This window comes from Streptomyces sirii (assembly GCF_045690365.1).
Lineage (GTDB): Bacteria > Actinomycetota > Actinomycetes > Streptomycetales > Streptomycetaceae > Streptomyces > Streptomyces sirii.
Genome location: NZ_CP147982.1, coordinates 1,228,831 through 1,254,178 on the forward strand (window position 1 = coordinate 1,228,831; position 25,348 = coordinate 1,254,178).

At 73.5% G+C, this 25,348-nt stretch carries 27 protein-coding genes; 9 read left to right on the top strand and 18 right to left on the bottom strand.

Features of this window, described 5'->3' with window-relative positions; genetic code table 11:
• Positions 1-39 precede the first annotated feature (39 nt).
• Positions 40-1,230, top strand: a complete 1,191-nt coding sequence (locus tag WAB15_RS05760) for a cytochrome P450 (RefSeq protein ID WP_399147415.1) — start codon at positions 40-42, stop codon at positions 1,228-1,230.
• 8 nt (positions 1,231-1,238) lie between these two features.
• Entirely contained in the window at positions 1,239-1,454 is a 216-nt protein-coding gene (locus WAB15_RS05765) for a ferredoxin (protein ID WP_399147414.1), read from the top strand.
• A gap of 157 nt (positions 1,455-1,611) precedes the next feature.
• Here the strand turns inward: WAB15_RS05765 and WAB15_RS05770 are convergent, their stop codons facing one another.
• The gene (locus WAB15_RS05770; protein WP_393492834.1) at positions 1,612-1,785 is read right to left on the bottom strand and encodes a CsbD family protein; all 174 of its coding nucleotides are present in this window, start codon (positions 1,783-1,785) and stop codon (positions 1,612-1,614) included.
• 321 nt (positions 1,786-2,106) lie between these two features.
• Between WAB15_RS05770 and WAB15_RS05775 the strand changes: the two genes are divergently transcribed.
• On the top strand, positions 2,107-2,331 hold the full coding sequence (locus tag WAB15_RS05775) for a DUF6480 family protein (protein WP_407285558.1): 225 nt from the start codon (positions 2,107-2,109) through the stop codon (positions 2,329-2,331).
• 405 nt (positions 2,332-2,736) lie between these two features.
• On the opposite strand, the gene WAB15_RS05780 is transcribed toward WAB15_RS05775, so the two are convergent.
• Entirely contained in the window at positions 2,737-3,225 is a 489-nt protein-coding gene (locus WAB15_RS05780; RefSeq protein WP_407285559.1) for an EF-hand domain-containing protein, read from the bottom strand.
• A gap of 334 nt (positions 3,226-3,559) precedes the next feature.
• Between WAB15_RS05780 and WAB15_RS05785 the strand changes: the two genes are divergently transcribed.
• A complete protein-coding gene (locus tag WAB15_RS05785; protein WP_399147410.1) occupies positions 3,560-4,240 on the top strand; it encodes a DUF899 family protein in 681 nt (226 codons plus the stop codon).
• 43 nt (positions 4,241-4,283) lie between these two features.
• On the opposite strand, the gene WAB15_RS05790 is transcribed toward WAB15_RS05785, so the two are convergent.
• Positions 4,284-4,673, bottom strand: a complete 390-nt coding sequence (locus WAB15_RS05790; RefSeq protein WP_407285560.1) for a VOC family protein — start codon at positions 4,671-4,673, stop codon at positions 4,284-4,286.
• Positions 4,670-4,963, bottom strand: coding sequence for an ArsR/SmtB family transcription factor (locus WAB15_RS05795; RefSeq protein WP_399147408.1), 294 nt, complete (start codon positions 4,961-4,963; stop codon positions 4,670-4,672). The genes WAB15_RS05790 and WAB15_RS05795 overlap by 4 nt, the downstream gene beginning before the upstream one ends.
• A gap of 96 nt (positions 4,964-5,059) precedes the next feature.
• On the opposite strand from WAB15_RS05795, the gene WAB15_RS05800 reads away from it, so the two are divergent.
• On the top strand, positions 5,060-5,803 hold the full coding sequence (locus tag WAB15_RS05800; RefSeq protein ID WP_399147407.1) for an SOS response-associated peptidase: 744 nt from the start codon (positions 5,060-5,062) through the stop codon (positions 5,801-5,803).
• A 125-nt stretch (positions 5,804-5,928) separates the two neighbouring features.
• Here WAB15_RS05800 and WAB15_RS05805 read toward each other — a convergent pair whose 3' ends face one another.
• Complete coding sequence (locus WAB15_RS05805) at positions 5,929-6,567, bottom strand: TetR/AcrR family transcriptional regulator (protein ID WP_407285561.1); 639 nt, start codon at positions 6,565-6,567, stop codon at positions 5,929-5,931.
• Between the two features lie 122 nt (positions 6,568-6,689).
• On the opposite strand from WAB15_RS05805, the gene WAB15_RS05810 reads away from it, so the two are divergent.
• Positions 6,690-7,601: an alpha/beta fold hydrolase gene (locus WAB15_RS05810; RefSeq protein WP_407285562.1), complete on the top strand. Its 912-nt coding sequence runs from the start codon at positions 6,690-6,692 to the stop codon at positions 7,599-7,601.
• Positions 7,602-7,652: 51 nt separating this feature from the next.
• On the opposite strand, the gene gdhA is transcribed toward WAB15_RS05810, so the two are convergent.
• The 9 genes from gdhA to WAB15_RS05855 form a co-directional block, all read right to left on the bottom strand.
• The gene (gene gdhA / locus WAB15_RS05815; RefSeq protein WP_399147404.1) at positions 7,653-9,032 is read right to left on the bottom strand and encodes an NADP-specific glutamate dehydrogenase; all 1,380 of its coding nucleotides are present in this window, start codon (positions 9,030-9,032) and stop codon (positions 7,653-7,655) included.
• Positions 9,033-10,349, bottom strand: a complete 1,317-nt coding sequence (locus WAB15_RS05820; RefSeq protein ID WP_399147403.1) for a beta-ketoacyl-[acyl-carrier-protein] synthase family protein — start codon at positions 10,347-10,349, stop codon at positions 9,033-9,035.
• Positions 10,346-10,615, bottom strand: coding sequence for an acyl carrier protein (locus tag WAB15_RS05825; protein ID WP_399147402.1), 270 nt, complete (start codon positions 10,613-10,615; stop codon positions 10,346-10,348). The genes WAB15_RS05820 and WAB15_RS05825 overlap by 4 nt, the downstream gene beginning before the upstream one ends.
• Positions 10,588-11,694, bottom strand: coding sequence for a beta-ketoacyl-ACP synthase III (locus tag WAB15_RS05830; protein WP_399147401.1), 1,107 nt, complete (start codon positions 11,692-11,694; stop codon positions 10,588-10,590). Before WAB15_RS05830 ends, WAB15_RS05825 begins: the two co-directional genes overlap by 28 nt.
• A gap of 33 nt (positions 11,695-11,727) precedes the next feature.
• Positions 11,728-12,567, bottom strand: coding sequence for an SDR family NAD(P)-dependent oxidoreductase (locus WAB15_RS05835; protein ID WP_407285563.1), 840 nt, complete (start codon positions 12,565-12,567; stop codon positions 11,728-11,730).
• A complete protein-coding gene (locus tag WAB15_RS05840) occupies positions 12,564-13,661 on the bottom strand; it encodes a 3-oxoacyl-ACP synthase III family protein (RefSeq protein WP_407285564.1) in 1,098 nt (365 codons plus the stop codon). Before WAB15_RS05840 ends, WAB15_RS05835 begins: the two co-directional genes overlap by 4 nt.
• Positions 13,658-15,538 (bottom strand): acyl-CoA dehydrogenase, encoded by a 1,881-nt coding sequence (locus tag WAB15_RS05845; protein ID WP_407285565.1) that lies wholly within the window; start codon positions 15,536-15,538, stop codon positions 13,658-13,660. Before WAB15_RS05845 ends, WAB15_RS05840 begins: the two co-directional genes overlap by 4 nt.
• Positions 15,510-16,586 carry an ACP S-malonyltransferase gene (locus tag WAB15_RS05850; RefSeq protein WP_407285566.1) on the bottom strand — a complete coding sequence of 359 codons (1,077 nt, stop codon included), beginning with the start codon at positions 16,584-16,586 and terminating at the stop codon, positions 15,510-15,512. The genes WAB15_RS05845 and WAB15_RS05850 overlap by 29 nt, the downstream gene beginning before the upstream one ends.
• Positions 16,587-16,712: 126 nt before the next feature.
• Positions 16,713-18,077: a tetratricopeptide repeat protein gene (locus tag WAB15_RS05855; RefSeq protein WP_407285567.1), complete on the bottom strand. Its 1,365-nt coding sequence runs from the start codon at positions 18,075-18,077 to the stop codon at positions 16,713-16,715.
• 421 nt (positions 18,078-18,498) lie between these two features.
• Here WAB15_RS05855 and WAB15_RS05860 point away from each other — a divergent pair, with 421 nt between their 5' ends.
• Both WAB15_RS05860 and WAB15_RS05865 read left to right on the top strand, forming a co-directional pair.
• On the top strand, positions 18,499-19,845 hold the full coding sequence (locus WAB15_RS05860) for a hypothetical protein (protein ID WP_407285568.1): 1,347 nt from the start codon (positions 18,499-18,501) through the stop codon (positions 19,843-19,845).
• Positions 19,846-20,118: 273 nt separating this feature from the next.
• The gene (locus WAB15_RS05865) at positions 20,119-20,892 is read left to right on the top strand and encodes a PE-PGRS family protein (RefSeq protein ID WP_407285569.1); all 774 of its coding nucleotides are present in this window, start codon (positions 20,119-20,121) and stop codon (positions 20,890-20,892) included.
• A gap of 222 nt (positions 20,893-21,114) precedes the next feature.
• Here WAB15_RS05865 and WAB15_RS05870 read toward each other — a convergent pair whose 3' ends face one another.
• A complete protein-coding gene (locus WAB15_RS05870; RefSeq protein ID WP_399147393.1) occupies positions 21,115-21,393 on the bottom strand; it encodes a zf-HC2 domain-containing protein in 279 nt (92 codons plus the stop codon).
• Positions 21,394-21,442: 49 nt separating this feature from the next.
• On the opposite strand from WAB15_RS05870, the gene WAB15_RS05875 reads away from it, so the two are divergent.
• On the top strand, positions 21,443-22,036 hold the full coding sequence (locus WAB15_RS05875; protein WP_399147392.1) for a sigma-70 family RNA polymerase sigma factor: 594 nt from the start codon (positions 21,443-21,445) through the stop codon (positions 22,034-22,036).
• Positions 22,037-22,113: 77 nt separating this feature from the next.
• On the opposite strand, the gene WAB15_RS05880 is transcribed toward WAB15_RS05875, so the two are convergent.
• From WAB15_RS05880 to WAB15_RS05890, 3 genes are all read right to left on the bottom strand, one after another.
• Positions 22,114-22,587 (bottom strand): copper chaperone PCu(A)C, encoded by a 474-nt coding sequence (locus WAB15_RS05880; RefSeq protein ID WP_399147391.1) that lies wholly within the window; start codon positions 22,585-22,587, stop codon positions 22,114-22,116.
• A complete protein-coding gene (locus tag WAB15_RS05885) occupies positions 22,584-24,911 on the bottom strand; it encodes a heavy metal translocating P-type ATPase (protein WP_407289175.1) in 2,328 nt (775 codons plus the stop codon). Before WAB15_RS05885 ends, WAB15_RS05880 begins: the two co-directional genes overlap by 4 nt.
• 119 nt (positions 24,912-25,030) lie before the next feature.
• A complete protein-coding gene (locus WAB15_RS05890) occupies positions 25,031-25,312 on the bottom strand; it encodes a hypothetical protein (protein WP_407285570.1) in 282 nt (93 codons plus the stop codon).
• Between the last annotated feature and the right edge of the window lie 36 nt (positions 25,313-25,348).

Below are 25,348 nucleotides of genomic sequence, written 5' to 3' on the forward strand. Positions count from 1 at the left end.
CCTACCTTGTAAGCAGGTGCTTACACAAGGGAGGTCGCCGTGACCACAGCAGACACAGCACCCCTCTCCTACCCCTTCAATATCGCCGAGAGCCTTGAGTTGTCCGACGAGTACGAGCGCGCGCGCCATCGTCCGGGGCTCCTGAAGGTACGGATGCCCTACGGCGAGCCGGCCTGGCTCGTCACCCGTTACGCCGAGGCCCGCTTCGTCCTCGGCGATCAGCGCTTCAGCCGTGCCGAGGGCGCGCGGCACGACGAGCCCCGGCAGTCCGAGGGCCGCCGCGACAGCGGCATCCTGGGCATGGACCCGCCCGACCACACCCGGCTGCGGGCGCTGGTGGCCAAGGCGTTCACCGTCCGCCAGGTCGAGAAGCTCAGGCCTCAGGTCAAGCAGCTGACGAACGAACTCCTCGACGAGCTGGAGAGCGCCGGACCGCCGGCCGATCTGGTGGACCGTTACGCGCTGCCCATCCCCGTCGCCGTGATCTGCCGGCTGCTCGGCGTCCCGACCGAGGACCGGCCGCGGTTCCGGGTGTGGAGCGACGCCGCCCTGTCGACCAGCTCACTGACCGCCGAGGAGCTCGACGCCAACCTCGAAGAACTCCGCGGCTACATGGGCAAGTTGATCGAGGAACACCGGCGCGCCCCGCAGGACGACCTGATGACCGCGCTCATCGAGGCCCGGGACGTCGGCGACCGCCTGTCCGAACTCGAACTCGTCGACCTGTGCGTCGGCATCCTCGTCGCCGGGCACGAGACCACCGCCACCCAGATCCCCAACTTCGTCCTCGCCCTGCTCGACCACCCGGACCAGCTCGCCCTCCTGCGCGAACAGCCCGGTCTGATCAACGGCGCGGTGGAGGAGTTGCTCCGCTTCGTCCCGCTGGGCAGCGGCGCGGGCCAGGCCCGCTACGCCAAGGAGGACATCGAGGTCGGCGGCACCCTGGTGCGGGCCGGCACCCCCGTGCTGGTGGCGGTGGGCGCGGCCAATCGCGATGCGCTGCGCTTCGACTCACCCGGCACGCTGGACATCTCGCGGGCGGGGAACCAGCACCTCGGCTTCGGCCATGGCGCCCACCACTGCCTGGGTGCCCCGCTGGCCCGCCTGGAACTCCAGGAGGCGCTCGGCGCCCTGATCGCACGGTTCCCGAAGCTGCACCTGGCCGGCGATCCGGAGTGGAAGAGCCAGATGCTGGTACGCGGCCCGCGGGTCATGCCGGTGGGGTGGTGAGTGCGCCGATGACATGGGAAGTCGACATCGCCCCGCACCAGTGCCTGGCGTCGGGCTCCTGCGCCGCCATCGCACCGGACCTCTTCGTCCTCGACGGCGTCCACGCCCGGCCGGTGAACGACCGGATCGAGGAGGACGAGCGCGCGTTGGACGCCGCCGACGTGTGTCCGGCCATGGCGATCACCGTCCGGCACGGGGAGGACGTCGTCGGGCCGCGGCCGTAGTCAGGGAGCGGGGTGGGGCCGTGGGACGGGCCGCGGCCGCGGCGGGGCGAGCCGCGGCCGTGCGTGCGGCCGCGGCTCCGGGGAGCGGCACGGGCGCGGGCGGCGGGGGCGCGGAGTGCGCCGGCGGGCCGTGATCGTCGGCGCGTGAGCGGGTTGCTCAGTGCCGGAATTTGTCCTTGCCCCGCTCCATCGCGTAATTCACTTTCCCCTTGACCCTTTCGGCCTTGCCTTTTCTCGCCAGGCTTGCGTTGCCCACGGCCTTACCGACCGTTTCCTTGGCCTTTCCCTCGGCAATTTGGCCGATGCTCCTGGCCTTCTTTCCGATGCCCATGCCGTACTCCTTGAGGGTCATTCGGATGGTGGCAGCAGAGCTCCGAGAGGACCGAGATCCGCCTTCGGATCCCGTCTGGAAAGCTCGTATCCAGCGCAGAGTCCCATCATACGGTCGCGCGGAAGCATCAGCATGACTCCCGGGCGCCCCGCCGCCCCCAGGTGCGGTCCCCCGCACCGGCCCGCCGCGCGACAGCCCCATACCCCGTCGACGCCCGTGACTCGGCGCCGACTCACCACCGCCCCACCGCCGACTCGGCGGCGCGCGAAATCACCCACGACTGGAGCGGCCGTTTCCTCCGATATCGGGCAGTCTTGAGGTATGGGCATTCAGAATTCGGATCCGGACCGCACTCCCGGCCTCGGCCCTGTCGGAGGGGTACCGCCCGGGGAGACCCCGGCGGGCGAGGGCAGCACGGGCTCGGAAACCGGCCCCCGCGACGTCCAGACGAAGGGCTGGGCCAAGGGCCCGGTCATCATCCTCGGCATCCTCGTCGTGCTCTGCGCGATGTTCTTCATCGCCTATGCGGTGATCGTGGCGATGTGACGGGGGCGCCCCCAGGGGGATCTGGCCTGCGGGCTCCGCCCCACACCCTGCGCACCACCAGGTCCAGACGCGCACTTGATAATGGGATCCATTTTCATATAGCGGGTGGTCACCGCGCCGCACCGAGGTGATGAGATCCCCCATGGCCGTACCCAAGCGGAACCCGCAGCAACACCCGCCACCGTCGCGCCCAGACCGGTGGTCCGGCGCCCGCGCGGCCGACGACCCGCAGGGCCAGGAGCTGCTCTTCATCGGCACCGGCCTGCGGCCCGAGGCGCTGCGAGCGGCCTTGGACGGCTGCCTCGTGGCCGACGGGGAGCGACCCTCCCACGACCCGTTCCCCCAGGGTCTGGCCGAGGGGTCAGACCCTGGGGCGCGGGTGGGCAGTCGGCGCGCGCCCCAGGTCTACTCGTGCAGGGCGGCCTGGTACTCCGCGACCTTCAACTGGCCGTCGCCGTCACGGTCCAGCGCCGCGAAGGCCTGCTCCGCCTGGGCGTCCGAGAAGCCGGTCGCCCGCTGCAGGGCGGTGAACTCCGCACGGCTCACCACGCCGTCGTCGTCGGTGTCGGCCAGTGCGACCGTCGCCGCGATCGACGGCCACACCATCCGACCGATGTCCCCCGACTCGCCGGCGCGGACGAACGCGGCGATGAACTGCTCCCGGTCCAGTCGCCCCTCGGCGTCGACGTTCGTCAGGGCGGCGAGCTGCTCGAAGATGTTGCGCATCCCGGCGTGCACCGCCTGCGCCTTGGGGGACTCCGGAGGCTCGCCCGCGGCGTCGGCCATACGGCGCGCCCGCTCGGTGAAGTCCTGCGCGGTCAGGTAGCCGTCGCCGTCGGTGTCGTACAGGGAGAAACGGTGCTCGTACTCCGTGCGCAGCGCATCGGTGATCATGCGTCATCCCTTCTGGACGTGGTGGCTCCCGGCGGAGCCCGGAGGGGCGGCCGATCGCGTGGAGGGCGATCACCGCCAAGTGCACACTAAGTGGCGATTCCCTGACCGACCGTCATCAACGTTCGCGATCACGCGACCGCGCCACGCCTGCCACCTCGGTGGCCGCATACGCGCACCGGGGCCGGCCACAGCGGATCTTGGTTGATCCATCGGAGTGCACTGATCACGTCCTGGTCGGTGCACTGCCCGGCGAGCCTTGGTGCGCGGCATACGGTGGTCGGCCAGAGCGGATGGCGACCATGACCACCAGACAGCGGCCAGGCCGGGAGTAGCGATGCGTCTCACCCATCTCACCGGGGAGTCTGCCGAGTACCTCGGCGCCCGCGAGGAGCTGCGGCAGGCCGAGATCGAGCTGATGCGCCATCGTGAACGCGTCGCCGACCTGCGTCGCCGGCTGCCGCTGGGCCCGGTCGTCGACGACTACGTGTTCGAGGAGGGCCCCGCCGATCTGGGGGCCGGCGACGCGCCGACGCGGACCGTGCGCCTGGGCGAGCTGTTCACCCGGCCCGGACGCGATCTGGTCGTCTACCACCTGATGTACGGCAAGCAGCAGACCGAGCCGTGCCCCATGTGCACGATGTGGTGCGACGGGTTCAACGGCGTGGCCCGCCACGTGGCGCAGAACGTCGACCTGGCGATCGTCGCCGCAGCCGATCTGCCCACGCTCCGCGCGCACGCCCGCAACCGGAAGTGGACGGATCTGCGGCTGCTCAGCGCCGGGGCCGGCACCTTCAAGTACGACCTGGGCAGCGAGGACGCCGAGGGCAACCAGGACTCGACGGTGTCGGTGTTCACCCGCGACGACGACGGGTCGGTGCGCCACTTCTACTCGGTGCACCCCCGGATGTCCGACGACATCGACCAGCGAGGCATCGATCTGCTCAGCCCCGTATGGCACCTCCTCGACCTCACCCGTAAAGGCAGAGGCGACTGGTTCGCCGAACTGGGCTACTAGGAAGTGCCACTTCCCAGAAGGGCCGGCGGGTCGCGGGGGCGCCTTACAGTTTGTGCACGATCTGGATCAGGTTGCCGCAGGTGTCGTCCAGAACCGCGGTGGTGACGGTGCCCATCGCCAGCGGCTCCTGGGTGAAGTACACGCCGAGCCCGCGCAGCCGGTCGAACTCCGCCTGTACGTCGTCCACGGCGAAGGAGGCCGCCGGGATGCCGTCCTGGACCAGCGCCGACTTGTACGGCGGCACCGCGGGGTGACCGGAGGGCTCCAGCAGCAGTTCGGTCCCGTCGGGGGCCTCCGGAGAGACCACGGTCAGCCAGCGGGCCTCACCGCCCAGCGGGATGTCGTGCTTCTTCACGAAGCCCAGGACGTCGGTGTAGAAGCGCAGGGCCTTGACCTGGTCGTCGACGAAGACGCTGGTCACATGGATTCTCATGGGGTGCTCTCCGGTGCGTCGGGCCTGAGCCATCGGGTCATGACGCGCTCAAGGGGTTCGGTGTTCAGATCGTGGAACTTGTAGCGACCTTCGCGCCGCGAACGGACCAGACCCGCGGATTCGAGTACGGCCAGGTGCTGGCTGATCGCCTGGCGAGAGAGCCCCAGGCCGTGCTTGGTCACCAGCCGCGCGCATATCTCGAACAGGGTCTGGCCGTCCCGTTCCACCAGCTCGTCAAGGATGCGCCGACGGGTGGGGTCGGCCAGCGCCTTGAAGACATCCTCCGACATACCCCCACCATAGGCAAGTAGAGACTTGCCTATCAAGGTGAGCGGTCTGCCGGTATGGGTGCCGGCCGGCCGCCGATCGCGTGGCAGGGTGGGGGCATGTGCGGAAGATACGTCTCCACCCGCCGCCCGGAGGATCTCGCGGCCACGTTCGACGTCGCCCGCTGGGACGCCGACCAGACGCTGGATCCGAGCTGGAACGTGGCCCCGACCGATCATGTGTGGTCGGTGCTGGAGCGCGTCGAGCGCGACACCGGCGAGATCACCCGGCAGCTGCGGCCGTTGCGCTGGGGCCTGGTGCCGTCGTGGGCGAAGAGCCTGAACGTCGGCGCGAAAATGATCAATGCCAGGGTGGAGACCGTCGCGGAGAAACCGGCCTACCGCCGGGCCTTCGCCAAGCGACGGTGCCTGCTGCCGGCCGACGGCTTCTACGAGTGGCAGGCGATCGCCGCGACCAAGACCGCCAAGGCCCGTAAGCAGCCGTACTTCATCAGCCCCGAGGACGGTCAGGTCATGGCCCTCGCCGGCCTCTACGAATTCTGGCGCGACCCCGACGTCTTTGACGACGAGGCGCCCGGGGCCTGGTGGACGACCTGCACCCTCATCACGACCGAGGCCACCGACGCCGCCGGACGCGTCCACCCGCGCATGCCGCTGGCCATCGCCCCGGACGACTGGAGCGCCTGGCTCGACCCCGCCCACCACGACGCCGACGAGCTCCGCGCGCTGCTGGCGGCCCCGGCCGCCGGGCACCTGGACGCCCGGGCGGTGTCCACCGCGGTCAACAACGTGCGCAACAACGGTGCCCACCTGCTGGACGACGCCGACGACGGCCAGGCCTGAGGCCGGAAGGGACGAGGGGGACGCCGAGGCACCGCGCGACCGGCGTGACCGACAGGGGAGCGAGTCAACGCGTCGATGACGCCCGCCGCCATCGGGAGGCCTACTCAGCCGCGTGGGGGCGGATCTCACTCCTTGGCCTTGCGCGGCGGTGCGTCGCCGCCGCGGGGCGGGAAGAGCCGGTCGAGGTGGTGGTCGAGGACCGCGGCGGCGGACTCCGGCGTGCGGTGGCCGACCAGGATGCTGGTGCCGAGGCCGGCGGCCATGGCGAGCAGGCCGATCGCCTCGACGCGTGCGTCCATGCCGGGCGGGGTGAGGTGGGCCTGCCGCGCCTGTTGGAGCAGGCCGGTCACGGCGTCCTCGGCCGCGGCGGGGTCGTCGGTGAAGGGCTGGCCGGCGAGCGCCTGGTCGGTGACGGACAGGATGGCGTACGACGTGTAGACGAGGTGGAAGCCGATGCCGGCCTCGTCGGTGGGCAGCGATGCCTTCAGCACGGCTTCGATCACCACCCGCGGCCCGGGGTCGTCCCCGGCGGCGCGCACCCGGGCGGTGACCCGTTCGCCGAACCGCTCGGTCAGGTGCTGCAGCCCGTAGAGCAGCAGCTTCTCCTTGGTCTGGAAGTAGTACTGCACCAGCCGCAGCGACACCCCCGCCTCCGCCGCCACGTCGCGCATCCCCACGGCGTGGAGTCCGCACCGCCCCGCGACCCGGACGAGCGCCTCGGCGATCTCGGTACGTCGTTCTTCGTGGTCCACCCGCTTCGGCATCGGCCGCTTCTCCGCTCTGGGTTCGCTCGGTCTGGGCCCGGTCGGGCACCTTCATGATACGGCTGTACCATCATGGTGATACCGTCGTACCACAAAGATGGACGCTCCAGGAGGTGGCCACCGTGCCCGAGACCATGACCCGCGCCCGGACCGATGTCGGCCGGTATGTGAGCGATGCCTTGCGTGACCGCTACTTCGCGACCTGCGACGCGGTCTTTGCCCTGGGGGCGCCCGCCAGCGAGGAGTTGGACGTGGAGACCGCCTTCGGCACCACGCACGTCTACCGCTACGCCCCCGCGGACCCCGCCGCCGCCGCGCGCACCCCGGTGGTGCTGGTGCACGGGGCGGGCTCCTGCTCCGCCATGTGGTACCCGAACACCGCGGCGCTCAGCGCCGAACGGCCGGTCTACGCCCTCGACACACCGGGCGACCCCGGGCGCAGCGAGCAGCGCGAGTCCCTCCACCAACCCGAGCGTGCCGCACAGTGGTTGGACGAGGCGCTTGCCGGGCTCGGCCTCGACCGGGTGCACCTGGTCGGCTCCTCCTACGGCGGATGGCTCGTGCTGAACCAGGTGCATCGCAGGCCCGGCCGCCTCGCGTCGGTCACGCTGCTCGACCCGGGCGGGCTGGAGAAGGTCGGCCTGCGCTTCTTCACCTGGATCTTCGTCAGCCTCTTCGCGACCTTCGCGCCCAAGGCGTGGCGCCCGCGGCTGGCGGCCTGGTTGGAGCAGCCGGTCCTCATCGTGCCGGAGCTGCGCGCGATGGTCCGGGCGGGGGTGCGCGCCTACCGCATCCGCCGCCCGGCTCCGCTCCCCCTGTCCGAGGACGAACTGCGCACCATCCGCACCCCGCTCTACCTGGTGCTCGGTAGGCGCAGCCTCCTGGTGCACCCGCAGCGGCAGGTGGAGCGCGTGCCCCGCCTGGTGCCGGGAGCCCGAGCCGAGATCGTCTCCGCCACCGGCCACGGACCGCAGATCGACCATGCGGAGGAGGTCAACCAGCGGATGCTGCACTTCATGGACACCGTCGACTGACGGGATGTCGGGCCGAGGGCCCCGCCCGGTGCGTCGGGCGGGGCCGCGCGTTCACACCACGCCCTGGGCGAGCATCGCGGCGGCCAGGCGGGTGAAGCCGGCGATGTTGGCGCCGAGCACGTAGTTTCCGGGGGCGCCGTAGCGCTCCGCGGTCTGGCGGCAGGTGTCGTGGATCGTGCGCATGGCGAGGGCGAGCCGCTCGGCCACGCGGAGGGAACTCCAGCTCTCCCGCCGGGAGTTCTGCTGCATCTCGAAGGCGCTGGTGACCACACCGCCCGCGTTGGCCGCCTTCCCCGGGCCGAAGGCCACTCCGGCACTGTGCAGAACGCGGACGGCGTCGGGGGTGGTGGGCATGTTGGCGCCCTCGGACACCACTGTGACGCCGTTGCGCACCAGCGTCGCCGCGGCATCGGCGTCCAGTTCGTTCTGGGTGGCCGAGGGCAGCGCGACATCGCAGGGGACGTCCCAGACCCGGCCGCCGGGGACGTAGACCGCGCAGCTGCCCCGACGCTGTGCGTACGCGCTGATCCGACCGCGCTCGATCTCCTTGATCTGGCGCAGGAGTTCGACGTCGACGCCCTTCTCGTCCACCACGCAGCCTTCTGAGTCGGAGGCGGTGACCACATGGGCCCCCAGGTCCCGGGCCTTGGCGATCGAGTACAGGGCCACATTGCCCGAGCCGGACACCGCGACCCGCCGGCCGTCCAGATCCTCGCCCCGGGTGTGCAGCAGTTCGGCGGCGAACAGCACGTTCCCGTACCCGGTGGCCTGCGCACGCAGCGCGGACCCGCCCCATTCGCGGCCCTTGCCGGTGAGCACGCCGGACTCCCAGCGGTTGGTGATGCGCCGGTACTGGCCGAAGAGGAAGCCGATCTCCCGGGTGCCCACCCCGATGTCGCCGGCCGGGATGTCGGTGTGCTCGCCGACATGGCGGTGGAGTTCGGTCATGAAGGACTGGCAGAAGCGCATCACCTCGCGGTCGGAGCGGCCTCGTGGGTCGAAGTCGCTACCGCCCTTCGCACCGCCGAGGCCGAGGCCGGTGAGGGAGTTCTTGAACACCTGCTCGAAGCCCAGGAATTTGACGATGCCGAGGTTCACGGAGGGGTGGAAGCGCAGGCCGCCCTTATAGGGGCCCAGAGTGCTGCTGAACTCCACCCGGAATCCCCGGTGGACGAGTGTGGTGCCCGAGTCGTCCTGCCAGGGGACCCGGAACATCACCTGCCGTTCGGGTTCGGTGATGCGCTCGATCAGGCCCGGCTCGGCGAACTCCGGATGGGCGTGCAGGGCCGGTGCGAGGGAATCCAGGACCTCGCGCACCGCCTGATGGAATTCCGGCTCCCCGGGATTGCGTCGCCGGACGGCGTCGTAGAGCCTTTCGAGGTCCGGGATCCGGATGTCGGGGGTCGTGGCTACGGGTGCGCGGTACGGCATTTATTCTCCGCGGTCAGAGGCGTGGGAGCGGTCGTGGGCGGGGCGGGCTCCGTTGTGGGAGGGATCGGGTGGCGGCGGTCCCGGCCGGAAGGCGAGCACCGCGTTGTGTCCGCCGAAGCCCGCGGAGTTGCTGAGCGCCAGGCGGATGTCCTGCCGGCGGGGTCCGCCGCTGACCAGGTCCAGCCCGCGGGACTCCGGTTCGGGCCGTTGGAGGTTGGCGATGGGCGGGACGAGTCGGTGCTTCGCCGTCAGCACGGTCAGGGCCGCCTCGATGGCGCCCGCCGCCCCCATGGTGTGGCCGATGACGCCCTTGGCGGAGGTCACCGACGGGGAGTCGGCGCCGAACAGCTTGTGTACGGCGGCGGCTTCGGTGCGGTCGTTGAGGGGTGTGCCGGTCCCGTGCGCGTTGACGTGGTCGACCTCGTGCGGGGCCGCCCCGGCCGTCCGTACCGCCTGCTCCATGGCCCGCCGGAGCCCGTGCCCCTCGGGGTCGGGGACCACCTGGTGGTGGGCGTCGGCGGTCAGGCCGTAACCCGCGAGCCAGGCGTGCACCGGGGCGCGCCGGGCGGCCGCGTCGGTGTCCCGCTCCATGACCAGGACGCCCGCCCCTTCGGCCAGGACGAAGCCGTCGCGGGCGGCGTCGAAGGGTCGGGAGGCGGCGGCCGGGCTGCCGTGGCGCCGGGAGAGCGCCCCCATCCTGGCGAAGGCGGTGGCACACAGCGGCGTGACCATGGCGTCGGCCCCGCCGGCGACCGCGATATCGCAGGCGTCGGTGCGCAGCAGCACCGCCGCGAGGGCGATGGCGGTGGCGCCGGACGCACAGGCCGTGGCGGTGTGCAGCACCGCGCCGTGGGCCCCGAGTTCGATCGCCAGTTGCCCCGCGGCCATGTTGGGCAGGAAGCCGGGCAGGGTGAGCGGTGAGACCGACCGGGGGCCGGTGTGCAGCAGCTTGCGCGACTGGTCCTCGTAGGTCTGCACTCCCCCGGCCGCCGAGCCGAGGACGACCGCGACCCGGGAGCCGTCCCATACAGCCGGGTCGAGTCCGGCGTCGGCGACGGCTTCCCCGGCGGCCGCCAGCGCGAACTGGGTGAACCGGTCGTGTCTCCAGGGCCGGGCTCCGGGCACCCGTATCCGCGGATCGAAGCCGGGCACCCGGCAGGAGAAGGAGACCGGGAGGCCGGCCAGCGCGGGGTCCTCCGCCGCGGTGCCCCGCCCCGCGCAGACGCCGGCCCAGGTCTGCGCGGTGCCGGCGCCGGCGGGCGTGACCAGCCCGATTCCGGTGACAGCCAGGTCCCCGTTCCCGGCGCGACCGCTCACCGGGGGGCTCCGCCGTCGGACGGTGCGCCGGCCGCGGACAGCTGTGCGTCGACGGTCCGGGCGAGCTGTTCCAGCGTCAGGCCGGCGGCGGAGTCGTCCTCTTCCAGGGGGATCTCGAAGTGCTCCTGGAGCGTGACGTACAGCTCGACGACGGCGAGCGAGTCGAGTTCGAGGCCGGCCAGTGTGCTGTCGGGCCGCATGGCGTCGGCGTCGACCTCGAACTTGTCCGCAAGTACGGTCACGAGGTGGTCGTAGACACTTTCCATGGCTGCTTCCTCCGGTGCGCGGGGTGGGTGGTGGTGTGGGTGGTGGTGCGAGGTTCGGGTTCGTGCGCCCAGGGCAGCGCGGAGGGCCAGTTCAGCGCGATCGAACCCCAGGTCAGTCCGCCGCCGAACGCGGTCAGCAGGGTGCGCGTCCCGGGGCGGACGAGCTTGCGGCGGGCGGTGTCGGCGAGGGCCAACGGGATGGAGGCGGCGGCGGTGTTGCCGACGTCGCGGATGTTGCCGAAGCGGTGCCGCCGGGCGATGCCCACCCGGTCGGCGACCGAGTCGAGGATGCGCTGGTTGGCCTGGTGTCCGATGAACGCCCCGACGCTGTCGGGCTGCCAGCCGGCCCGTCCCAGCACCGCCAGCGACGATTCGGTCATCCGGCGGACGGCCTGCCCGTACACCTCGCGGCCGCTCATCCGGAAGTAGCGGTCCTCGCGGCACAGATGGCGCGAGGTGTCGGGCTGGCGGCAGCCGCCGGCGGCGATGGCGATCAGGTCGCTGCCCCCGCCGTCCGAGCCCCAGTCGACGGCGGCGACGGCGCCCGGCTCGGCTCGGTCCCCGGCGCGCAGCAGGACCGCCCCCGCGCCGTCACCGAAGATCACCGCGGTGTCCCGGTCCAGCGGGTCGATGATGCTGGAGTACTTCTCGGCACCGATCACCAGCGGCCGGGCGCAGACCCCGGTGCGGACCAGTGCGGTGGCGACGGTGACCCCGTAGACGAAGCCGGAGCACACGGCCGCCAGGTCGAAGGCGGGGACCGTGCCCAGGCCGAGCCGGTGGGCGACCTCGGGGGCGGTGGCCGGGCAACGGCGGTCCGGGGTGGTGGTGGCCACCAGGACCAGGTCCGCGCGGGCGCGCGCGGAGGCCTGCGCGGCCCGGCCGGCGGCCACCGCGAGGTCGCCGGTGCTCGTGCCGTCGTCGGCGGCCCGGCGTCGGAGGATGCCGGTGCGGGAGCGGATCCACTCGTCGGTGGTGTCCAGCACACCACGGCGCTTGACGTCCTCGTTGGAGAGCACGCGTGGGGGCAGACAGGTCCCGATGCCGTGGATCACGGCGGTGGGGCTCACCTTGGTCATGGTCGGCAGTCCTCAGGTCGTGGGGTAGTCGGGTCAGGCGGCGAACGGGGAGGGGGGTTTGGGGATTCCGGCCAGCCCGCCGTCGGGGACACCGGCGCCGCCGTCGAGCACCAGCGCCTGACCGGTGAGGTAGGACGCGGCGGGCGAGGCGAGGTAGAGCGCGGCGCAGGCCACCTCGTGCGGCTCGGCCCAACGGCCCAGCGGGACATGGGCCATCAGCCAGTCGGACAGCGGCCCCGTGGAGTAGGCGAACGCGGTCATGTCCGTACGGGTCCAGCCCGGGCACAGCGCGTTGACCCGGATGCCCGCACGGGCCCAGCCGACCGCAAGGCTGCGGGCCAGCGAGATCTGCGCCGCCTTGGAGGCCGCGTACGCCTCCATCCTCGGTGTGCCGACCACACCGGCGAGGGACGACATCAGCACCACGGCGGCCCGCGGCGAGGCGACCAGGTGGCGGTGCGCGCGCCGGCACAGGGCGGCGGTGGCGTTGAGGTTGACCGACAGCACCCGGTTCCAGTCGTCCTGGTCGGAGTCCTGCAACGTGTCCATGGTGGGGCTGCCGTCGGGCCGGGAGGAGAGGATGCCCGCGTTGTGGACCACGACGTCGAGCCCGCCGAGCTGCGCCGCGGCGTCGTCGACCACGGCGTCCGCGGCCCCCGGCTCGGCGAGGTCGCCCGGCACGAGGGCCACGGTGCGCCCCTCCTCCGCGACGAGTCGGGCGGTCTCCTTCAGCGCGGCCGAGGTCCGGGCGGACAGCGCCAGGTCGGCGCCGGCCTGGGCGAGCGCCACGGCCACGGCCTTGCCGATGCCGCGGGAGGCACCGGTCACCAGAGTGCGGGCGCCGTCCAGCCGGAACGAGGCGAGTGCGGTCATCGGGAACTCCTTTGCACAGCGGGGGTGCGGGCGGGCGGTGCGGCGGTGTGCGGGGTGCGGGCCGGCGCTATCCGGATGGCGGGTGCGCCGGTCCAGGTCAGCAGGGCGCTGCCCCAGGTCACTCCGGCGCCGAAGACGGCGAGCAGGATCCGGCCGCCGCGCGGCAGCAGACCGCGGGAGGCGGCGGTGGCCAGTGCGTACGGGGCGCTGGCGGCACCGATGTTGCCCACCTCGTCGCCGACGATGACCAGCCGCTCCGGCGGGATGCCGATGCGCTCGCCGAGGTCGCGCAGCAGTACGGGGTTGGGCTGGTGGGTGATGTAGGCGTCGATGTCCTCCAGCCGGAGCCGGTTGCGGACCAGGGCCTCGTTGACCAGCTGCGGAAAGATCCGGGCGATGAAATCGCGGACCGCACGGCCGTCCATGTGGATGTGGTGCCGGTGCGCACCGAGCGTGGCGGGGCTGGCGGGGATGCGGCTGCCGCCCGCGGGGATGAGCACGTGGTGGGCGCCGGTACCGTCGGAGCCGAGGCGGAAGTCGGTGAATCCGCCGCCGCCCGGGACGGGGCCCAGGATCGCGGCGGCCGCACCGTCGGCGAAGAGCACCGCGGTGCCGCGGTCCGCGGGATCGATGAACTTGGAGTACGCCTCGACGCCGACGACCGCCGCGTACCGGGAGCCGCGGTTGCCGCGGAGCCAGTCGTGGGCGACCCGGGCCGCGAACAGCCAGCCGGCGCAGGCCGCGCTGACGTCCAGCGCCACCGCGTGGCGGGCGCCGGTCAGGGCCTGGACCCGGCAGGCGGTGGAGGGGCCCAGCTCGTCGGGGGTGGAGGTGGCCGCGATCAGCACGTCGACCTGGTCGATGTCGATGTTGGCGGCGGCCACCGCGGCCCGCACCGCGGCCGCCGCCAGATCGGAGGCGGCCTCTGCCGGGTCGGCCACATGCCGGGTGTGCACACCGGTGCGCCGGCTGATCCACTCGGGTGTGACGCCCGCCGCCGCCGCGACGTCCTGGTTGGTCCGGGTGGTGCGGGGCAGGTAGGTGCCCATGCCCACCACTCCGATACGGGGCGTCCTCGGGCAGGTGTGGCTCATGACGGCCTTTCCGATCGCGGGTCGAGGGACTCGGTCAGGGCCGCGGCGTAGTCGTCGGCGCCCAGAGGGACGGGCAGCACACCGCCCACGGCGCTCATGGCCTCCTCCAGCAGGGGGAGATGGGGCAGCAGCCGGTCGCACAGGCCGTCCAGCACCGCGGGCAGCGCCCGCACCGCGGCCGCGCCCAGCACGCCGGTGGCCTGGAGGCCGCCGGCCAGGCGGCGCGCCTCGACCGCCCCGTACAGCGCCGCCAGGGGACGCAGCACCGCCAGCAGTCCGGGGTCGTCGACCGCCGCGAGGGCGCCGGCCAGGCTCTCGGCGACGAGCCGGCTCCCGTACGCCTCGCCGAGTTCGCGGGCCGCGTCCAGCAGCGGATTCCACAGCTCCAGGCCCGCGAGTCCGGCCTGGGTCCGCTGTTCCAGGGTCCGGTGCAACTCCCCCGCCAGCCGGGCCTCCTGGGCCCGGGTGACCGCCGGCCACCACGCGGGGTGATCCGCTGGGACGGTGGGTGCCGGTGCGGTGCCCCGGCCGGCGGCGTACGGCCCGTGGTGGGCGCCCTCCGCCGCGAGGGCCCGGCCGGCGTCCAGCAGGATCAGCTGGCTGTCGCCGCCGGCGCTGTCGAAGGCATGGGCGAACCCGTGGTACCCCGCCAGCAGGTTGGGCTGCAGGAAGCCCGCGACCCCGCACCGGTGCTGGCACTCGGCGGCCACCCGCGCGGTGCCGCGCACGGTGAGCGCCTTGAGCACCGCGAGGGGCCGGTCGACCGCGGTCCACGGCGCGAAGGTCATCCCGTCCGCCCGGCCCCCCGTCGCGGTGCGGCGGGCGGCCACGGCGCGCGTTCTGGTCCAGATCTCGCGGGCGGTCCGGCCGGCGCAGGTGAGGGCGAAGGACTCGGCCAGGCAACCGAGCAGCGCGTGCTGCTGGTTGCGGTAGGTCAGCACGCTCGCCCCCGGGGCCAGCCGGCCGTGGGTCCGCCGGTGCGCGGAGAAGCGCAGCGCCTGTACCGCGCACTCCCGTGCCATGGCGGCCATCGCCGAGGGCAGCGTGGCCCACAGGACCTGCCCCACGCACAGGGTCCGCTGGAGCCGGGCGTCCGGGCTGCCGAGCGGATCGTGGAACGCCCCTGCGTCGTCGATGCGGGCGCGGTCCCGGAGCCACTGCTCGTGGCGCAGCCGCACGCCGTGGAAGCGCACCAGCGCGTAGTCCATCGGCAGGGCCGGCAGCTCGACGCTGCGGGAGATCTCCACGCCCGGCAGCGGGCCGTGCTCGTCGGTGAGGTCCACCACGAAGGAGAACACCCCGCGGTCCGCCCCGCCGGCCAGTACCCGTGCGCACACCACGGCCGTCTGCGGCATCCGCGAGGAGCCGACGCTGGAGAACTTGGCCGCCCCCGCGTCGGGCGTGCTGAGCCGGAACTCCCGGGCCTGCGGGTCGAATTGGGCGGTGGTGCGGATGCCCAGGTGGCTGCTGGCGTCGCCGATCTCCGTCACCATGAACACGCCCTTGGCGCGGGCGCTCGCCAGCGCCTCCCACCGGCTTCCGAGGCGGACCGGGTCGTCCGTCAGCGCGATGACCGATCCCAGGCAGAGCGCGTAGTGGGAGAGGGTGGCCATGTACAGCGGCGGATCGGCGACCGCGACGCACTCGCCGAGCAGCGCGAGCCGCCGGGGGTCGGACAGCAGCTCGGCGGCCGGCGGCAGGGTGTCGGCGAGCCGGCGCAGCCGCCGGTGGATGCGGTGGGCGCGCTCCTCGGAGTCCGCTGGCGGGGGTTCGTCGGTGGCCGTCAGGGCCGCGCGCAGTCGGCCGCGCAGCGGGTCCGGAGACGTCCCGTTGATCAGGTCGTGCAGTTCACCGCGTGGTGGCAGGTGTGTGGTCATCGGGACTGCTCCAAGTGGCGGTGGGGGGACGGCCGGTCGGCGTGGTGGTGGCCTGGGCGGCGGGCGGCCAGGGGAATCCGGGATCGGCGAGGGGTGCGTGGGCGGTGGCCGCGGCGGGCGGCAGGGTGTGCCGGGCGTTGCGGGTCAGCGCGCGGCCGGTTCCCGCCTCCAGGAGCAACGCGGCACCGCGGGTGGTCAGTTGGTGCAGCACCTTGGGCAGCCGTGCCGGGCGGATCAGGCAGTTCGCCAGTCCGCGGTGCACATCGTCGCCGGGCCCGTAGGGGCCGCCGTGGACGGCGGAGAGCACCGGCATCCGGGCGGGTCGGGCGGCGAGTCGCCGGATGGAGGCCGCGAAGGCGTCCGCCGGTCCGGTCAGCGACGGGTGGTGGGAGGAGAACGGCAGCCGCAACCGGGAGGCCGGCAGCCCCTGGCGCCGGGCGATTTCCTCCAGGGCCGCAAGGGCCGCCACGGGCCCGCTGACCACGGTCTCGCCGGGGTCGTTCACACAGGCCAGGGCCAGTTCCACGGAGCCGGCCTCGCGCAGCAGCGCATGGGTGCGGCACTCCGAGGCGCCGATCAGCGTCATCCCGCCCGCGCAGCGCGTCAGCTGCTGTGCCAGCAGGCAGGCGATCCGGGCTCCGGCGGCGAGGTCGAAGACACCGGCCGCGGTGAGCGCCGCGATCTCCCCGAAACTTACCCCGAGGACCTGGTCGGGTGCCCTCCCGATGGCGCACAGTGCGCGGTGGACCGCCATCGAGGAGCAGAACAGGGCGAGTTGGGCGGTACCGACGGTGGCGGCGGCGAGGTCGCGGCCACTGGGGGGCGAGTCGCCGAGCAGCGGCTTCGCAAGGGGCGCGATACCGAACTCCCGGCCCACCTCCGCCACTTCCCCGAACACCTCGGCCACCGCCGTGCGTACGCAGTCGTGTGCGCGGGCCACCCGGACGAGTGGGCTGACGGCGAAGTCGCCCTGCCCCGGAAAGAGGTGGACGACCTGACGGGGTAACGTCTCGCTTTCACCCGGGTAAATGCCGGTGGCATGGCGCATTCTCACCGCCCCTTTCCGTCCCGCGGTGCCTTCCCTTCGATTGAACAGTGAACTTTGGCGAGGATGGCGATTCCGCGATACGCAGAGATGTTGAAAGGCGTGAAAACGCACAGCTGGTCGAATAGTTCAGGGTCGCGGATAAACGGATGTCAGCGCCGACGTACGGTGCAGAATCGCGGTCACCGCGGGGAGCGGGCGAAAGGGGGCGAGGAGCTGCCGTAGCCGGCTCACCGCGAGATCCGCCGCACCCGACCGCACATGGACGTACTGATCGAGAAAGGAACTCCAGGCGGTGCAGGCCTCCTCCACATGGCCGAGACCGACGAGGATCTCGGCGTGCCGGGCATGACTCAGCGCCAGCCCTCGGTGGTCGTCGCCCGAACGCCGCGCCAAGGAGTGGAGCATGGCCGCCTGCGCGGCCGGCAGATCTCCCAGGTGTCGGAGGACCTCGGCGCTCTGGAACTCCAGCGCCGAGGGTGCGTAGGTGTGGAAGGGACCCGGCGCGCCCCCGCTCCGCGCGCCCGACTCGGCCGCGCGCTCGGCCGTGCCCAGGGAGGTGAGGGCCGCATGGCGCAGACCGCAGGCGGCCTGGGCGACCGCGAGTTGGGACAACAGGAACGCCCGGGTGCCGCCGTCCGGCGCGACGGCGGTGGAGGCGGCGGCCTCGGCGGCCTGGAGCGCCATCCGCCGGTGGCCCAGCGCGAGTCCCTGGGCGCTCAGTCCCCGCAGGACGACGGCCCAGGCGGTGGCGTCCGCGGACTCGGCGGCGAGTCGCAGGGCGGTGTGGAAGTGGCGCTGGGCGAGTCCGTGGACGGCCGCGTCCTGGTACATCCGCGCGAGCAGAAAGGTGAGTCGGGAGGTCTCCACCAGCAGGCCCCGGTGGGTGTCCTGGTCCGTCGTCTCCCGCAGCCGGGGAACGACGTCGTCCGCCAGGTAGGTGGCCAGCGTCGAGCGGGCCCGCCGGCCGCCGTGCGCGTTGAAGGACGCCGCGTAGAAGCGCACCGCGAGCCGGACGACGGCGAGTTCGTCCTCGTTCTCCGCGCGCCGCACCGCGGGACGCGTCGTCCAGGAGCGGGGTTGGGCCTGCGCGCCCGCGAGGTCCGATTCCCGGTACGGCTGGAGTCGTGCGGACACCCGGCGGGCGGGGTCGCGCTCCATGCTGCACAGATCGGTGAGCGCCGATTCGGCCGGCAAGACATGGTCGGGCAGCCGCCCACCCGGCGGCCCGGAAGGGGCGCGTCCGAGTCCTGCCGCACTCGGGGAGACGGACCGGCCCAGGCGTCTGGTCAGCGCTTCCGCTATCAGTTCGGGCACCGGCGGAGCCGGCTGCGTACCGCTCAGCCAATGGGAGACGGCCGTGCGGTCGTAGGTCAGGTCCAGGTCGATCTCCGCGGCGAGCGCGTTGACCGACCGGGCGAGCGCGGCCTGGGTCCAGCGGGCCTCCGCCAGCAGGGCCCGCAGGATTTCATTGCGGCGTCGTGTCTGCGGCACTTTTCGCTCCCAGGCGGAGAGTCGACCGGACGGCCAACGGTGGTGGGCCGCTCGTTCCTGGCCAATTCCGCGGACGGGCCGCGAGTGAAGCAGGGGGAGGAACTGCGGGAATACTGCTGCCGAAAGGTTTCTGGAGGTGCCATATGCCGCGCCTGGTGCTGCAGTTGTGCGTGAGGGGTCCTGGTGCGGACCGTCGCAGCGCATTCGGCGCAGAATTCACCGGCGCGCGAGCCGGCCAGTGTCCGGAAATCCGCCTTCCAGAACCTGGGGCATAGCCGACGTCCGCCTCTTAACGGAACCATGAATCCGGTCGGGTGGGAACGTCCGTCCCGCGGTGGGTCCGTGAACGTGTTGAACGTCCCCGCACCTGGTCGCGGTGCGTCGGCTCCGGGGAAGGAAGACGGATCATGAAAGACGGATCATGAAGGGCCGGCGACCGAATCGTCTGCTGGCCGCTCTGCTGGCCGAAGCCGACTGGTCCGCCGGCGATCTCGCCCGCGCCGTCAACCTCCTGGGCACGGCACATGGCCTGACCCTGCGCTACGACCGGACCTCCGTGGCCCACTGGCTGAACGGATCGCGCCCCCGGCCACCGGTCGACGAGTTGGTGGGGCAGGCGCTGGGCCGCCGGGTCGGCCGGCGGCTGACGCCCGCCGACACCGGGTTCGACGCACCGGATGCGGGCGGTGACACGGTCGCGGCCGTGCTGCGCAGCGACGATCCGGTACGGCGGCTGGCCGCGCTGTGCCGAGCGGACGCCGACCCCACCCGTCGGGCGCCACTGGCCCGCTCGGTCGTCTCCGCCCCGCCTCCCGTGCTCCGCGGCTGGGACAAGAGCCCGCCGCCGGTCGTACGGACCACCGACGGCGGGCGGCAGGCGACCTCGGCGGACGCGGCACGGCTGACGACCATGGCGTCCTACAGCGCGCTGATGGGGGAGAAATACGGCGGCGCCCACGGCCGGCCCGCACTGGCGCTGTACCTCTCCGACGACGTGGTGCCGCTGCTGACCGCACCCGCCGATCCGGCGGTCCGCTCCTCCCTGCTCACCGGCGCGGCCCATCTGACGCTGCTGCTCGCCGCCATGACGTCCGACGTGGGGCACACCGCCCTCGCGCTGCACTACTACAACGTCGCCCTCTCCCTCGCCCACGCGGCCGAGGACCGCGGCGCCTACGCGATCGCCCTGCGCTGTCTGAGCGTGCAGGCGCATCGACTGGGCGACCACCGCCAGGCCGTCGAGCTCGGCGAGGCGGCACTCGGCGTCGCGGGCACCGCCGTGCCCCACGCGACCCGTGCCTTCCTGCACGCCGGGCGGGCCGTCGTGCGCGCCGGCGCCGGCGGACACCGCCCGGCGGCCGCGGATCTCGTGGCGGCGGAGCGGCAGCTCACCCTGGCCACGGGTCCGGAGGGCCCCTTCACCAGCTATCCCGAGACCGCTCTGCGCTACCAGCGGGCCGAGGTGCTCGCGCGGCTGGGGGACCACAACGGCGCGGCGGCCGAGCTGGCCCGCTCGCTGGCCGGCCGGCCGGCCGACCACCACAAGGCCCGTACGCTGTTGCACGCCCAGCTCGCGCAGGTCCTGCTGGGCACGCACGAGGTGGAGGCGGCCGTCGAGCACTGCTTCCACGCTCTGGGCCACTACCAGCAGCTCGCCACGGGTTCCGTGCACGGCACGCTCCCCCGGCTGGTCCAGCGGCTCGCCCCCTATCAGAGGCATCCCCGCGTCAGAGCCTTCCGCGAGCGTCTGCGCGCGATGCCGCGGTGACGGCGCCGTGGGCCTCTCCCCCCGATGGAGACGGGCGCACGGTCGTCGGCTCCGGAGCCGCGCCGTCGCGCGTCAGGTCAGAAACAGGCTCTGAGCGGGCAAGCATCAGCATCGCCACGTCAAAAGGGTCTGTCACAGCTCTATACGTGCGTTCGGGCGCCGACTTCTAACCTCGGCACACCCGCCTCACCACCGGCTTCACCCATACGCACGCCCGGCCTGCGGTGCCCCTCGTGATCCGCTCCTGAGGCGGGGTGCGACGATGGGCCTGTCATGGATGCGGGGCAGGTTCTCAGGGGGCTACGGGCCGCGGTGTTCGCCGCGGTGTGTGTGCTGCTCGCTGCGTTGGGGCATGCGGTGATGTCCGATGCCGCGGTGCCCGCGTGGATGCTGCTCTCCGCCGGCGTGGGAACCGCGGCCGGCGCCTGGTGCTTCGCGGGCCGGGAACGCGGCCCGCTGCTGGTGGGGTTGCTGACCGTCGGCACCCAGGCGGCCCTGCACAGCGCCTTCTCGTTCGGCCAGACGGTGGCCCGCTCCGGCGGTGGCGGCGAGCCGCTGTCGCTCGCGCGGCAGTGGGCGGACTCCTGGATGTGCGGCGCGCAGGGCATGCGGCTCTCCGACGGCGCCACCGCGCAGATGACGCAGCTGATGCAGCGGCAGATGGCCTCCCTGCACGGGACGCACGGCGCCTCCGGGATGCCGGGGATGTCCCCGGCGGAGCATGCCGGCCAGATGCCGCACCTGGATCCCTCCGGTCAGATGGCCGGGATGCACGGCGGTGCCACCGGCATGCTGGCGGCCCACCTGCTGGTCGCGCTGCTCAGCGCGTGGTGGCTGTGGGGCGGTGAGCGGGCGGCGTTCCGGCTCGTGCGGAGCGTTGAGTCCTGGCTGTTCGCCCCGCTGGTGCTCGTTCTGCGCGGGGTGCTGCCCGAGGCGCCGCCCGCCGTGCGCGCCGCCCGGCAGGAGCCTCGGCGCGCGGTGCAGAAGCTGCTGCTGGCCCATGTGATGTCGCTACGGGGTCCGCCGTATGAGTCGGCTGTCGGCTGACAGCACGGTCGAATTCCCGAGCCGAGGGACGGCCGGGCGCTGAGCGCTGAGCGCGGGCGCCCGGGTCCCGGCTCCGTTTTCACCGGTCGCCGCCCGCGTGCGGCGACCGGATCATGCGAAGGACTCCAGATGATGAATCCTGTCCGGATGCCGGTGGCGCCGCTGCCGGTATCCGACGCCGGCACATCGGTCAGTGGGCGCGGGCGCCCGCGCACCGCCCGCTCAGCCGGCCCGTCCGCCGTCCGTGTCCACCGCACCGGGTCGTACCGGCGCCGGCTCCGCGGACACCGAGCGCAGGCCTGCGAGCAGCGCGTCGACGGCCGCCGGGTCGTCCTCGGTGCGGTCGAGATGCGCCGTCAGGACCCGCGCCCGGGCTTCCCACTGCCGGCAGTCGCGGCAGTCGGCGAGGTGCGCGGCGAGCCCGCCGGGGGTGACGCCGGGTGGCGCTTCCTCCCCGTCGAGGCGGGCGGAGAGGGCCGTACGGATGCGCGAGCAGTGCATGGGTCCATCCTCCCCGAAGCACCGCGGTGCGGCGAGGGGCGGTCGCGGTATGCGGGATGACGAGGCGGTGACCGGCTGGGCGCTGGCCGCCCGGACGGGTGACGAGCGGGCCGTGGAGCAGTTCGTACGGGCCACCCAGCTCGATGTGCGGCGCTATGTGACGCATCTGAGCGGCGATCCGCAGGCGACCGACGACCTGGTGCAGGACACCTACGTACGGGCGTTGCGCAGCCTGCCGCGGTTCGAGGGCCGCTCCTCGGCGCGTACCTGGCTGCTGACCATCGCCCGGCGGGTGGTGGCGGACCGGATCCGGTCCCATGCGGTCCGGCCGCGGCTGGCCGCGACCGACGACTGGCAGTCGGCGGCGGAGCGGGTACAGCCGCGCGGGGTGCCGGGCTTCGACGAGGGCGTCGCGCTGTCCGAGTTGCTGGCGGCCCTGGCACCGCAGCGGCGGGAGGCGTTCGTCCTCACCCAGCTGCTGGGGCTGCCGTACGCGGCGGCCGCCGGGGTGATGGGCTGCCCCGTGGGGACCGTACGGTCCCGGGTGGCGCGCGCCCGGGAGACGCTGGTGGCGCTGCTGGCGGAGGCGGAGCGGCCGGAGCCGGCCGAGCAACCGCGGGCGCTCGCGGGCGCCGTGGCCTGACGGTCGACGCCCGGTACGGCGAAGGGGGCTCATGGACGGCGCTGCCGCTCGTCCATGAGCCCCCCTGCTCTTGCCTCTCACCTTCCGCCGGGACGCACCGCCCGTGCCCGGACGGTCCGCGGCGGGCTGTCGCGGAAGTGGAGGGTGAAGGTGAGCCGGTCGCCGGGTGCGAGCGCCGGCGGCGGGCTGATCATGATGTCCAGTTCCGTCGGCGTCATCCGCAGTGTGCCGCCGGCCGGGACGGTGGCGGCCCGGACCATCGCCATGCTCCGGGCGTTGTGGCCGATGTCGACGGTGCGGCTGAGCATCGCCCGGTGGCCGGCGGGTCCGGTGACGCCCGTCAGGACGTCGTCCGCGCCGCCGGTGTTGCGGATGGTGAAGAACGCGGCGGTGGCCTCGGAGCCGGTGGGAACCAGCACCCGGCCCTCGGAGACACTCAGCCGCGCGGGCGTCCCCGCGTTGCCGGTCGCGGTCCACACGGTGAGCGTGCCGAGGGTCGCCAGGCAGGTGAGCAGCGGTACGGCGACGGCCGCTACGGGCAGCCGGTTCATGCGATCCCTCCAGGGGCCGGGGTACGGGCTCGTTCGGGCCGGCGGGCCGACCTGCGCGCACCGCCGCCCGGCTGCCAGGCGCGCAGCCGCAGGCTGTTGCCCACGACCAGCAGGGAGCTGGCGGACATCGCGGCGGCCGCCAGCATCGGGTTGAGCAGGCCGACGGCGGCGAGCGGCACGGTGAGGAGGTTGTAGCCGAAGGCCCAGACGAGGTTGGCGCGGATGGTCGCCAGGGTGCGGCGGGCGAGGCGTACCGCGTCGGCGATGGCCTGGAGGTCCTCGCGGACGAGGGTGACATCGGCGGCGCCGATCGCGGCGTCGGTGCCGCCGCCCATGGCGATGCCGAGGTCGGCGAGCGCCAGGGCCGCCGCGTCGTTGACGCCGTCGCCGACGACGGCGACCCGGCCGCCCTGCTCCTTCAGCGCCGTGACGAGGGCGGCCTTGTCCTCGGGGCGGGCCTCGGCGTGGATCTCGGTGATGGCGAGCCGGCCGGCCACCGCGCGGGCGGTGGCGGCGCGGTCGCCGGTGGCCAGGACGGGCCGCAGGCCCAGGCGTCGCAGATGGTCCACGGCGCGGTAGCAGTCGGGGCGCAGCGCGTCGCCGACGGCGAGGACGGCCTCCGGGGTGCCGTCGACGGTGACCAGCACCGGGGTGTGGCCGGCGGTCTCGGCCGCGCGCACCGCGTCCGGGAGGGGCGCCGGCAGACCGGTGAGATCGCCGGGGCGGACGACCTCCACCCGGCGCCCGTCGGCCGTGCCGGATACGCCGTACCCGGGCGTGGCGCTGAAGTCGCGCACCGCGGGCAGGAGTTGCTCGCCCTGCGGGTGGGCCGCGCGGGCGTGTGCGGTGATCGCGCGGCCCAGTGGGTGTTCGGAGCCCTGCTCCACGGCGGCGGCCAGGCGCAGCGCGGTGGCGGCGTCGAGGCCGTCGGTGCGGGTGGTGAGGTCGGTGACGCTCATCCGCCCCGTGGTGAGGGTGCCGGTCTTGTCGAGGACCACGGTGTCGATCCGGCGCAGCCGCTCCAGCGCCTGCGGGCCGCGGACCAGGATCCCGAGCTGGGCGCCGCGGCCGGTGGCGGCCAGCAGCGCGGTCGGGGTGGCCAGCCCCAGGGCACACGGGCAGGCCACGACGAGGACCGCGACCGCGGCGGTGATCGCGGCCTGCGGATCGGCTCCGGCGCCGAGCCAGAATCCCAGGACGCTGACCGACACGGTCAGTACGGCGGGGACGAAGACGGCCGCCACCGCGTCGGCGAGCCGTTGGATATGGGTCTTGCCGGTCTGGGCGTCCTCGACGAGCCGGGTGATCCGGGCGAGTTGGGTGTCGGCGCCGACCGCGTCGGCCCGTACCTCCAGCAGACCGCCCGAGTTGACCGCGCCGCCGACGACGGCCGAGCCCGGGCCGACCTCGACCGGGCGGCTCTCCCCGGTGATCAGGGACAGGTCCAGGGCGGAGTTGCCCTCGACGACGGTGCCGTCGGTGGCGACCCGCTCGCCGGGGCGCACCAGGAAGCGGTCACCGGCCCGCAACCGGTCCACCGGAATGCTGCGCCACTGCCCCTCTCCCTCCCGCGGGGGCAGCCCCGGCTCGCCGCCGGGCGCCCGTACGGTGACGTCCTTGACGGCGAGTTCGGCCAGCGCCCGCAGGGCGGAGCCGGTGCCGCGCCGGGCCCTGGCCTCCATCCGGCGCCCGGCCAGCACGAACAGCGGTACGCCGACGGCGGCTTCCAGATAGAGGTGTGCGCTGCCGTCGCCCGCCGTGGGCAGCAGGCGCAGCGGCATCGTCATACCGGGCGCGCCGGCTCCCCCGAGGAACAGCGCATAGCTGGACCAGGCGAAGGACGCAGCGACGCCGAGGGAGACCAGGGTGTCCATCGTCGCGGCGCCGTGCCGCAGGCCCCGCAGCGCCCGAGCATGGAAGGGCGCGGCGCCCCATACGGCGACGGGTGCGGCGAGCACGAAGCACAGCCACTGCCAGTTGCGGAACTGCCAGCCGGGCACCATCGACAGGGCCAGGACGGGCAGTGCGAGCAGGGCGGTCAGCAGCAACCGGCGGCGCTCGGCGCGGGTGGCGTGGTCGTCGTCCGCATCGTCCGGGTGCCCGGCGGACGGCGGCCGTTCCTCGTCGCCCGGCTCCGGGGCGACCGGCTCGGGGAGCCGCGCGGTGAATCCGGCCGCCTCGACGGTGCTGATCAGTTCGCCGACGGGGACCGCCGCGGGGTGGCTGACCGTCGCCCGCCCGGTGGCCAGGTTCACCGAGGCCGCGACGCCGTCCAGCCGGCCGAGCTTCTTCTCGACCCGCCCCACACAGGCGGCGCAGGTCATCCCGCCGATGGTGAGGGTGGTGGTGCGGTCGGGCAGTCGGCCGCCGGTGCCCGTGCCGGGCGGTGTCCGGTCGCCGGCCGACCGGGGTGCGGGCCGCGCCGGCCGCGCCGGCCGCGCCGTCATCGGACCACTCCCACCGACACCGGGCGGGGTGCCCCGGCGCCCATGCCGTGCATCCCGCCCATGTCCCCGTCGTCGGCGGGCGCGGTACCGGGCGGGCGGGTGCCGCCGGCCGGGTGCAGGCCCGGTGCCACCGGGCCGGCGAGGGCGCCGGCGGCGTACGACAGCGCGAAGAGCACCGCCAGCAGGGCGATGAATCCGATGACCGGCCGTGCGGGCAGCAGCCGCCCCATGGCCGAGGGGAGTGCGGGCCGACTGCGGTCGGCCGGAGAGGTGGACATCGCGTCATGGTGGCAGGCGCGAGCGGTGCGAAGCGG

Bases quoted from the DNA above. Each gene is read 5' to 3' on its own strand.
- WAB15_RS05770 (WP_393492834.1), bottom strand. From the start codon at position 1,785: ATGGGCATCGGAAAGAAGGCCAGGAGCATCGGCCAAATTGCCGAGGGA.
- WAB15_RS05805 (WP_407285561.1), bottom strand. From the start codon at position 6,567: ATGCCGAAGCGGGTGGACCACGAAGAACGACGTACCGAGATCGCCGAG.
- WAB15_RS05825 (WP_399147402.1), bottom strand. From the start codon at position 10,615: ATGGAAAGTGTCTACGACCACCTCGTGACCGTACTTGCGGACAAGTTC.
- WAB15_RS05880 (WP_399147391.1), bottom strand. From the start codon at position 22,587: ATGAACCGGCTGCCCGTAGCGGCCGTCGCCGTACCGCTGCTCACCTGC.
- WAB15_RS05795 (WP_399147408.1), bottom strand. From the start codon at position 4,963: ATGTCGGAGGATGTCTTCAAGGCGCTGGCCGACCCCACCCGTCGGCGC.
- WAB15_RS05860 (WP_407285568.1), top strand. From the start codon at position 18,499: ATGAAGGGCCGGCGACCGAATCGTCTGCTGGCCGCTCTGCTGGCCGAA.
- WAB15_RS05840 (WP_407285564.1), bottom strand. From the start codon at position 13,661: ATGAGCCACACCTGCCCGAGGACGCCCCGTATCGGAGTGGTGGGCATG.
- WAB15_RS05835 (WP_407285563.1), bottom strand. From the start codon at position 12,567: ATGACCGCACTCGCCTCGTTCCGGCTGGACGGCGCCCGCACTCTGGTG.
- WAB15_RS05775 (WP_407285558.1), top strand. From the start codon at position 2,107: ATGGGCATTCAGAATTCGGATCCGGACCGCACTCCCGGCCTCGGCCCT.
- WAB15_RS05870 (WP_399147393.1), bottom strand. From the start codon at position 21,393: ATGCACTGCTCGCGCATCCGTACGGCCCTCTCCGCCCGCCTCGACGGG.
- WAB15_RS05875 (WP_399147392.1), top strand. From the start codon at position 21,443: ATGCGGGATGACGAGGCGGTGACCGGCTGGGCGCTGGCCGCCCGGACG.
- WAB15_RS05885 (WP_407289175.1), bottom strand. From the start codon at position 24,911: ATGACCTGCGCCGCCTGTGTGGGGCGGGTCGAGAAGAAGCTCGGCCGG.
- gdhA (WP_399147404.1), bottom strand. From the start codon at position 9,032: ATGCCGTACCGCGCACCCGTAGCCACGACCCCCGACATCCGGATCCCG.
- WAB15_RS05790 (WP_407285560.1), bottom strand. From the start codon at position 4,673: ATGAGAATCCATGTGACCAGCGTCTTCGTCGACGACCAGGTCAAGGCC.
- WAB15_RS05865 (WP_407285569.1), top strand. From the start codon at position 20,119: ATGGATGCGGGGCAGGTTCTCAGGGGGCTACGGGCCGCGGTGTTCGCC.
- WAB15_RS05785 (WP_399147410.1), top strand. From the start codon at position 3,560: ATGCGTCTCACCCATCTCACCGGGGAGTCTGCCGAGTACCTCGGCGCC.
- WAB15_RS05890 (WP_407285570.1), bottom strand. From the start codon at position 25,312: ATGTCCACCTCTCCGGCCGACCGCAGTCGGCCCGCACTCCCCTCGGCC.
- WAB15_RS05845 (WP_407285565.1), bottom strand. From the start codon at position 15,538: ATGACCACACACCTGCCACCACGCGGTGAACTGCACGACCTGATCAAC.
- WAB15_RS05830 (WP_399147401.1), bottom strand. From the start codon at position 11,694: ATGACCAAGGTGAGCCCCACCGCCGTGATCCACGGCATCGGGACCTGT.
- WAB15_RS05850 (WP_407285566.1), bottom strand. From the start codon at position 16,586: ATGCGCCATGCCACCGGCATTTACCCGGGTGAAAGCGAGACGTTACCC.
- WAB15_RS05800 (WP_399147407.1), top strand. From the start codon at position 5,060: ATGTGCGGAAGATACGTCTCCACCCGCCGCCCGGAGGATCTCGCGGCC.
- WAB15_RS05765 (WP_399147414.1), top strand. From the start codon at position 1,239: ATGACATGGGAAGTCGACATCGCCCCGCACCAGTGCCTGGCGTCGGGC.
- WAB15_RS05780 (WP_407285559.1), bottom strand. From the start codon at position 3,225: ATGATCACCGATGCGCTGCGCACGGAGTACGAGCACCGTTTCTCCCTG.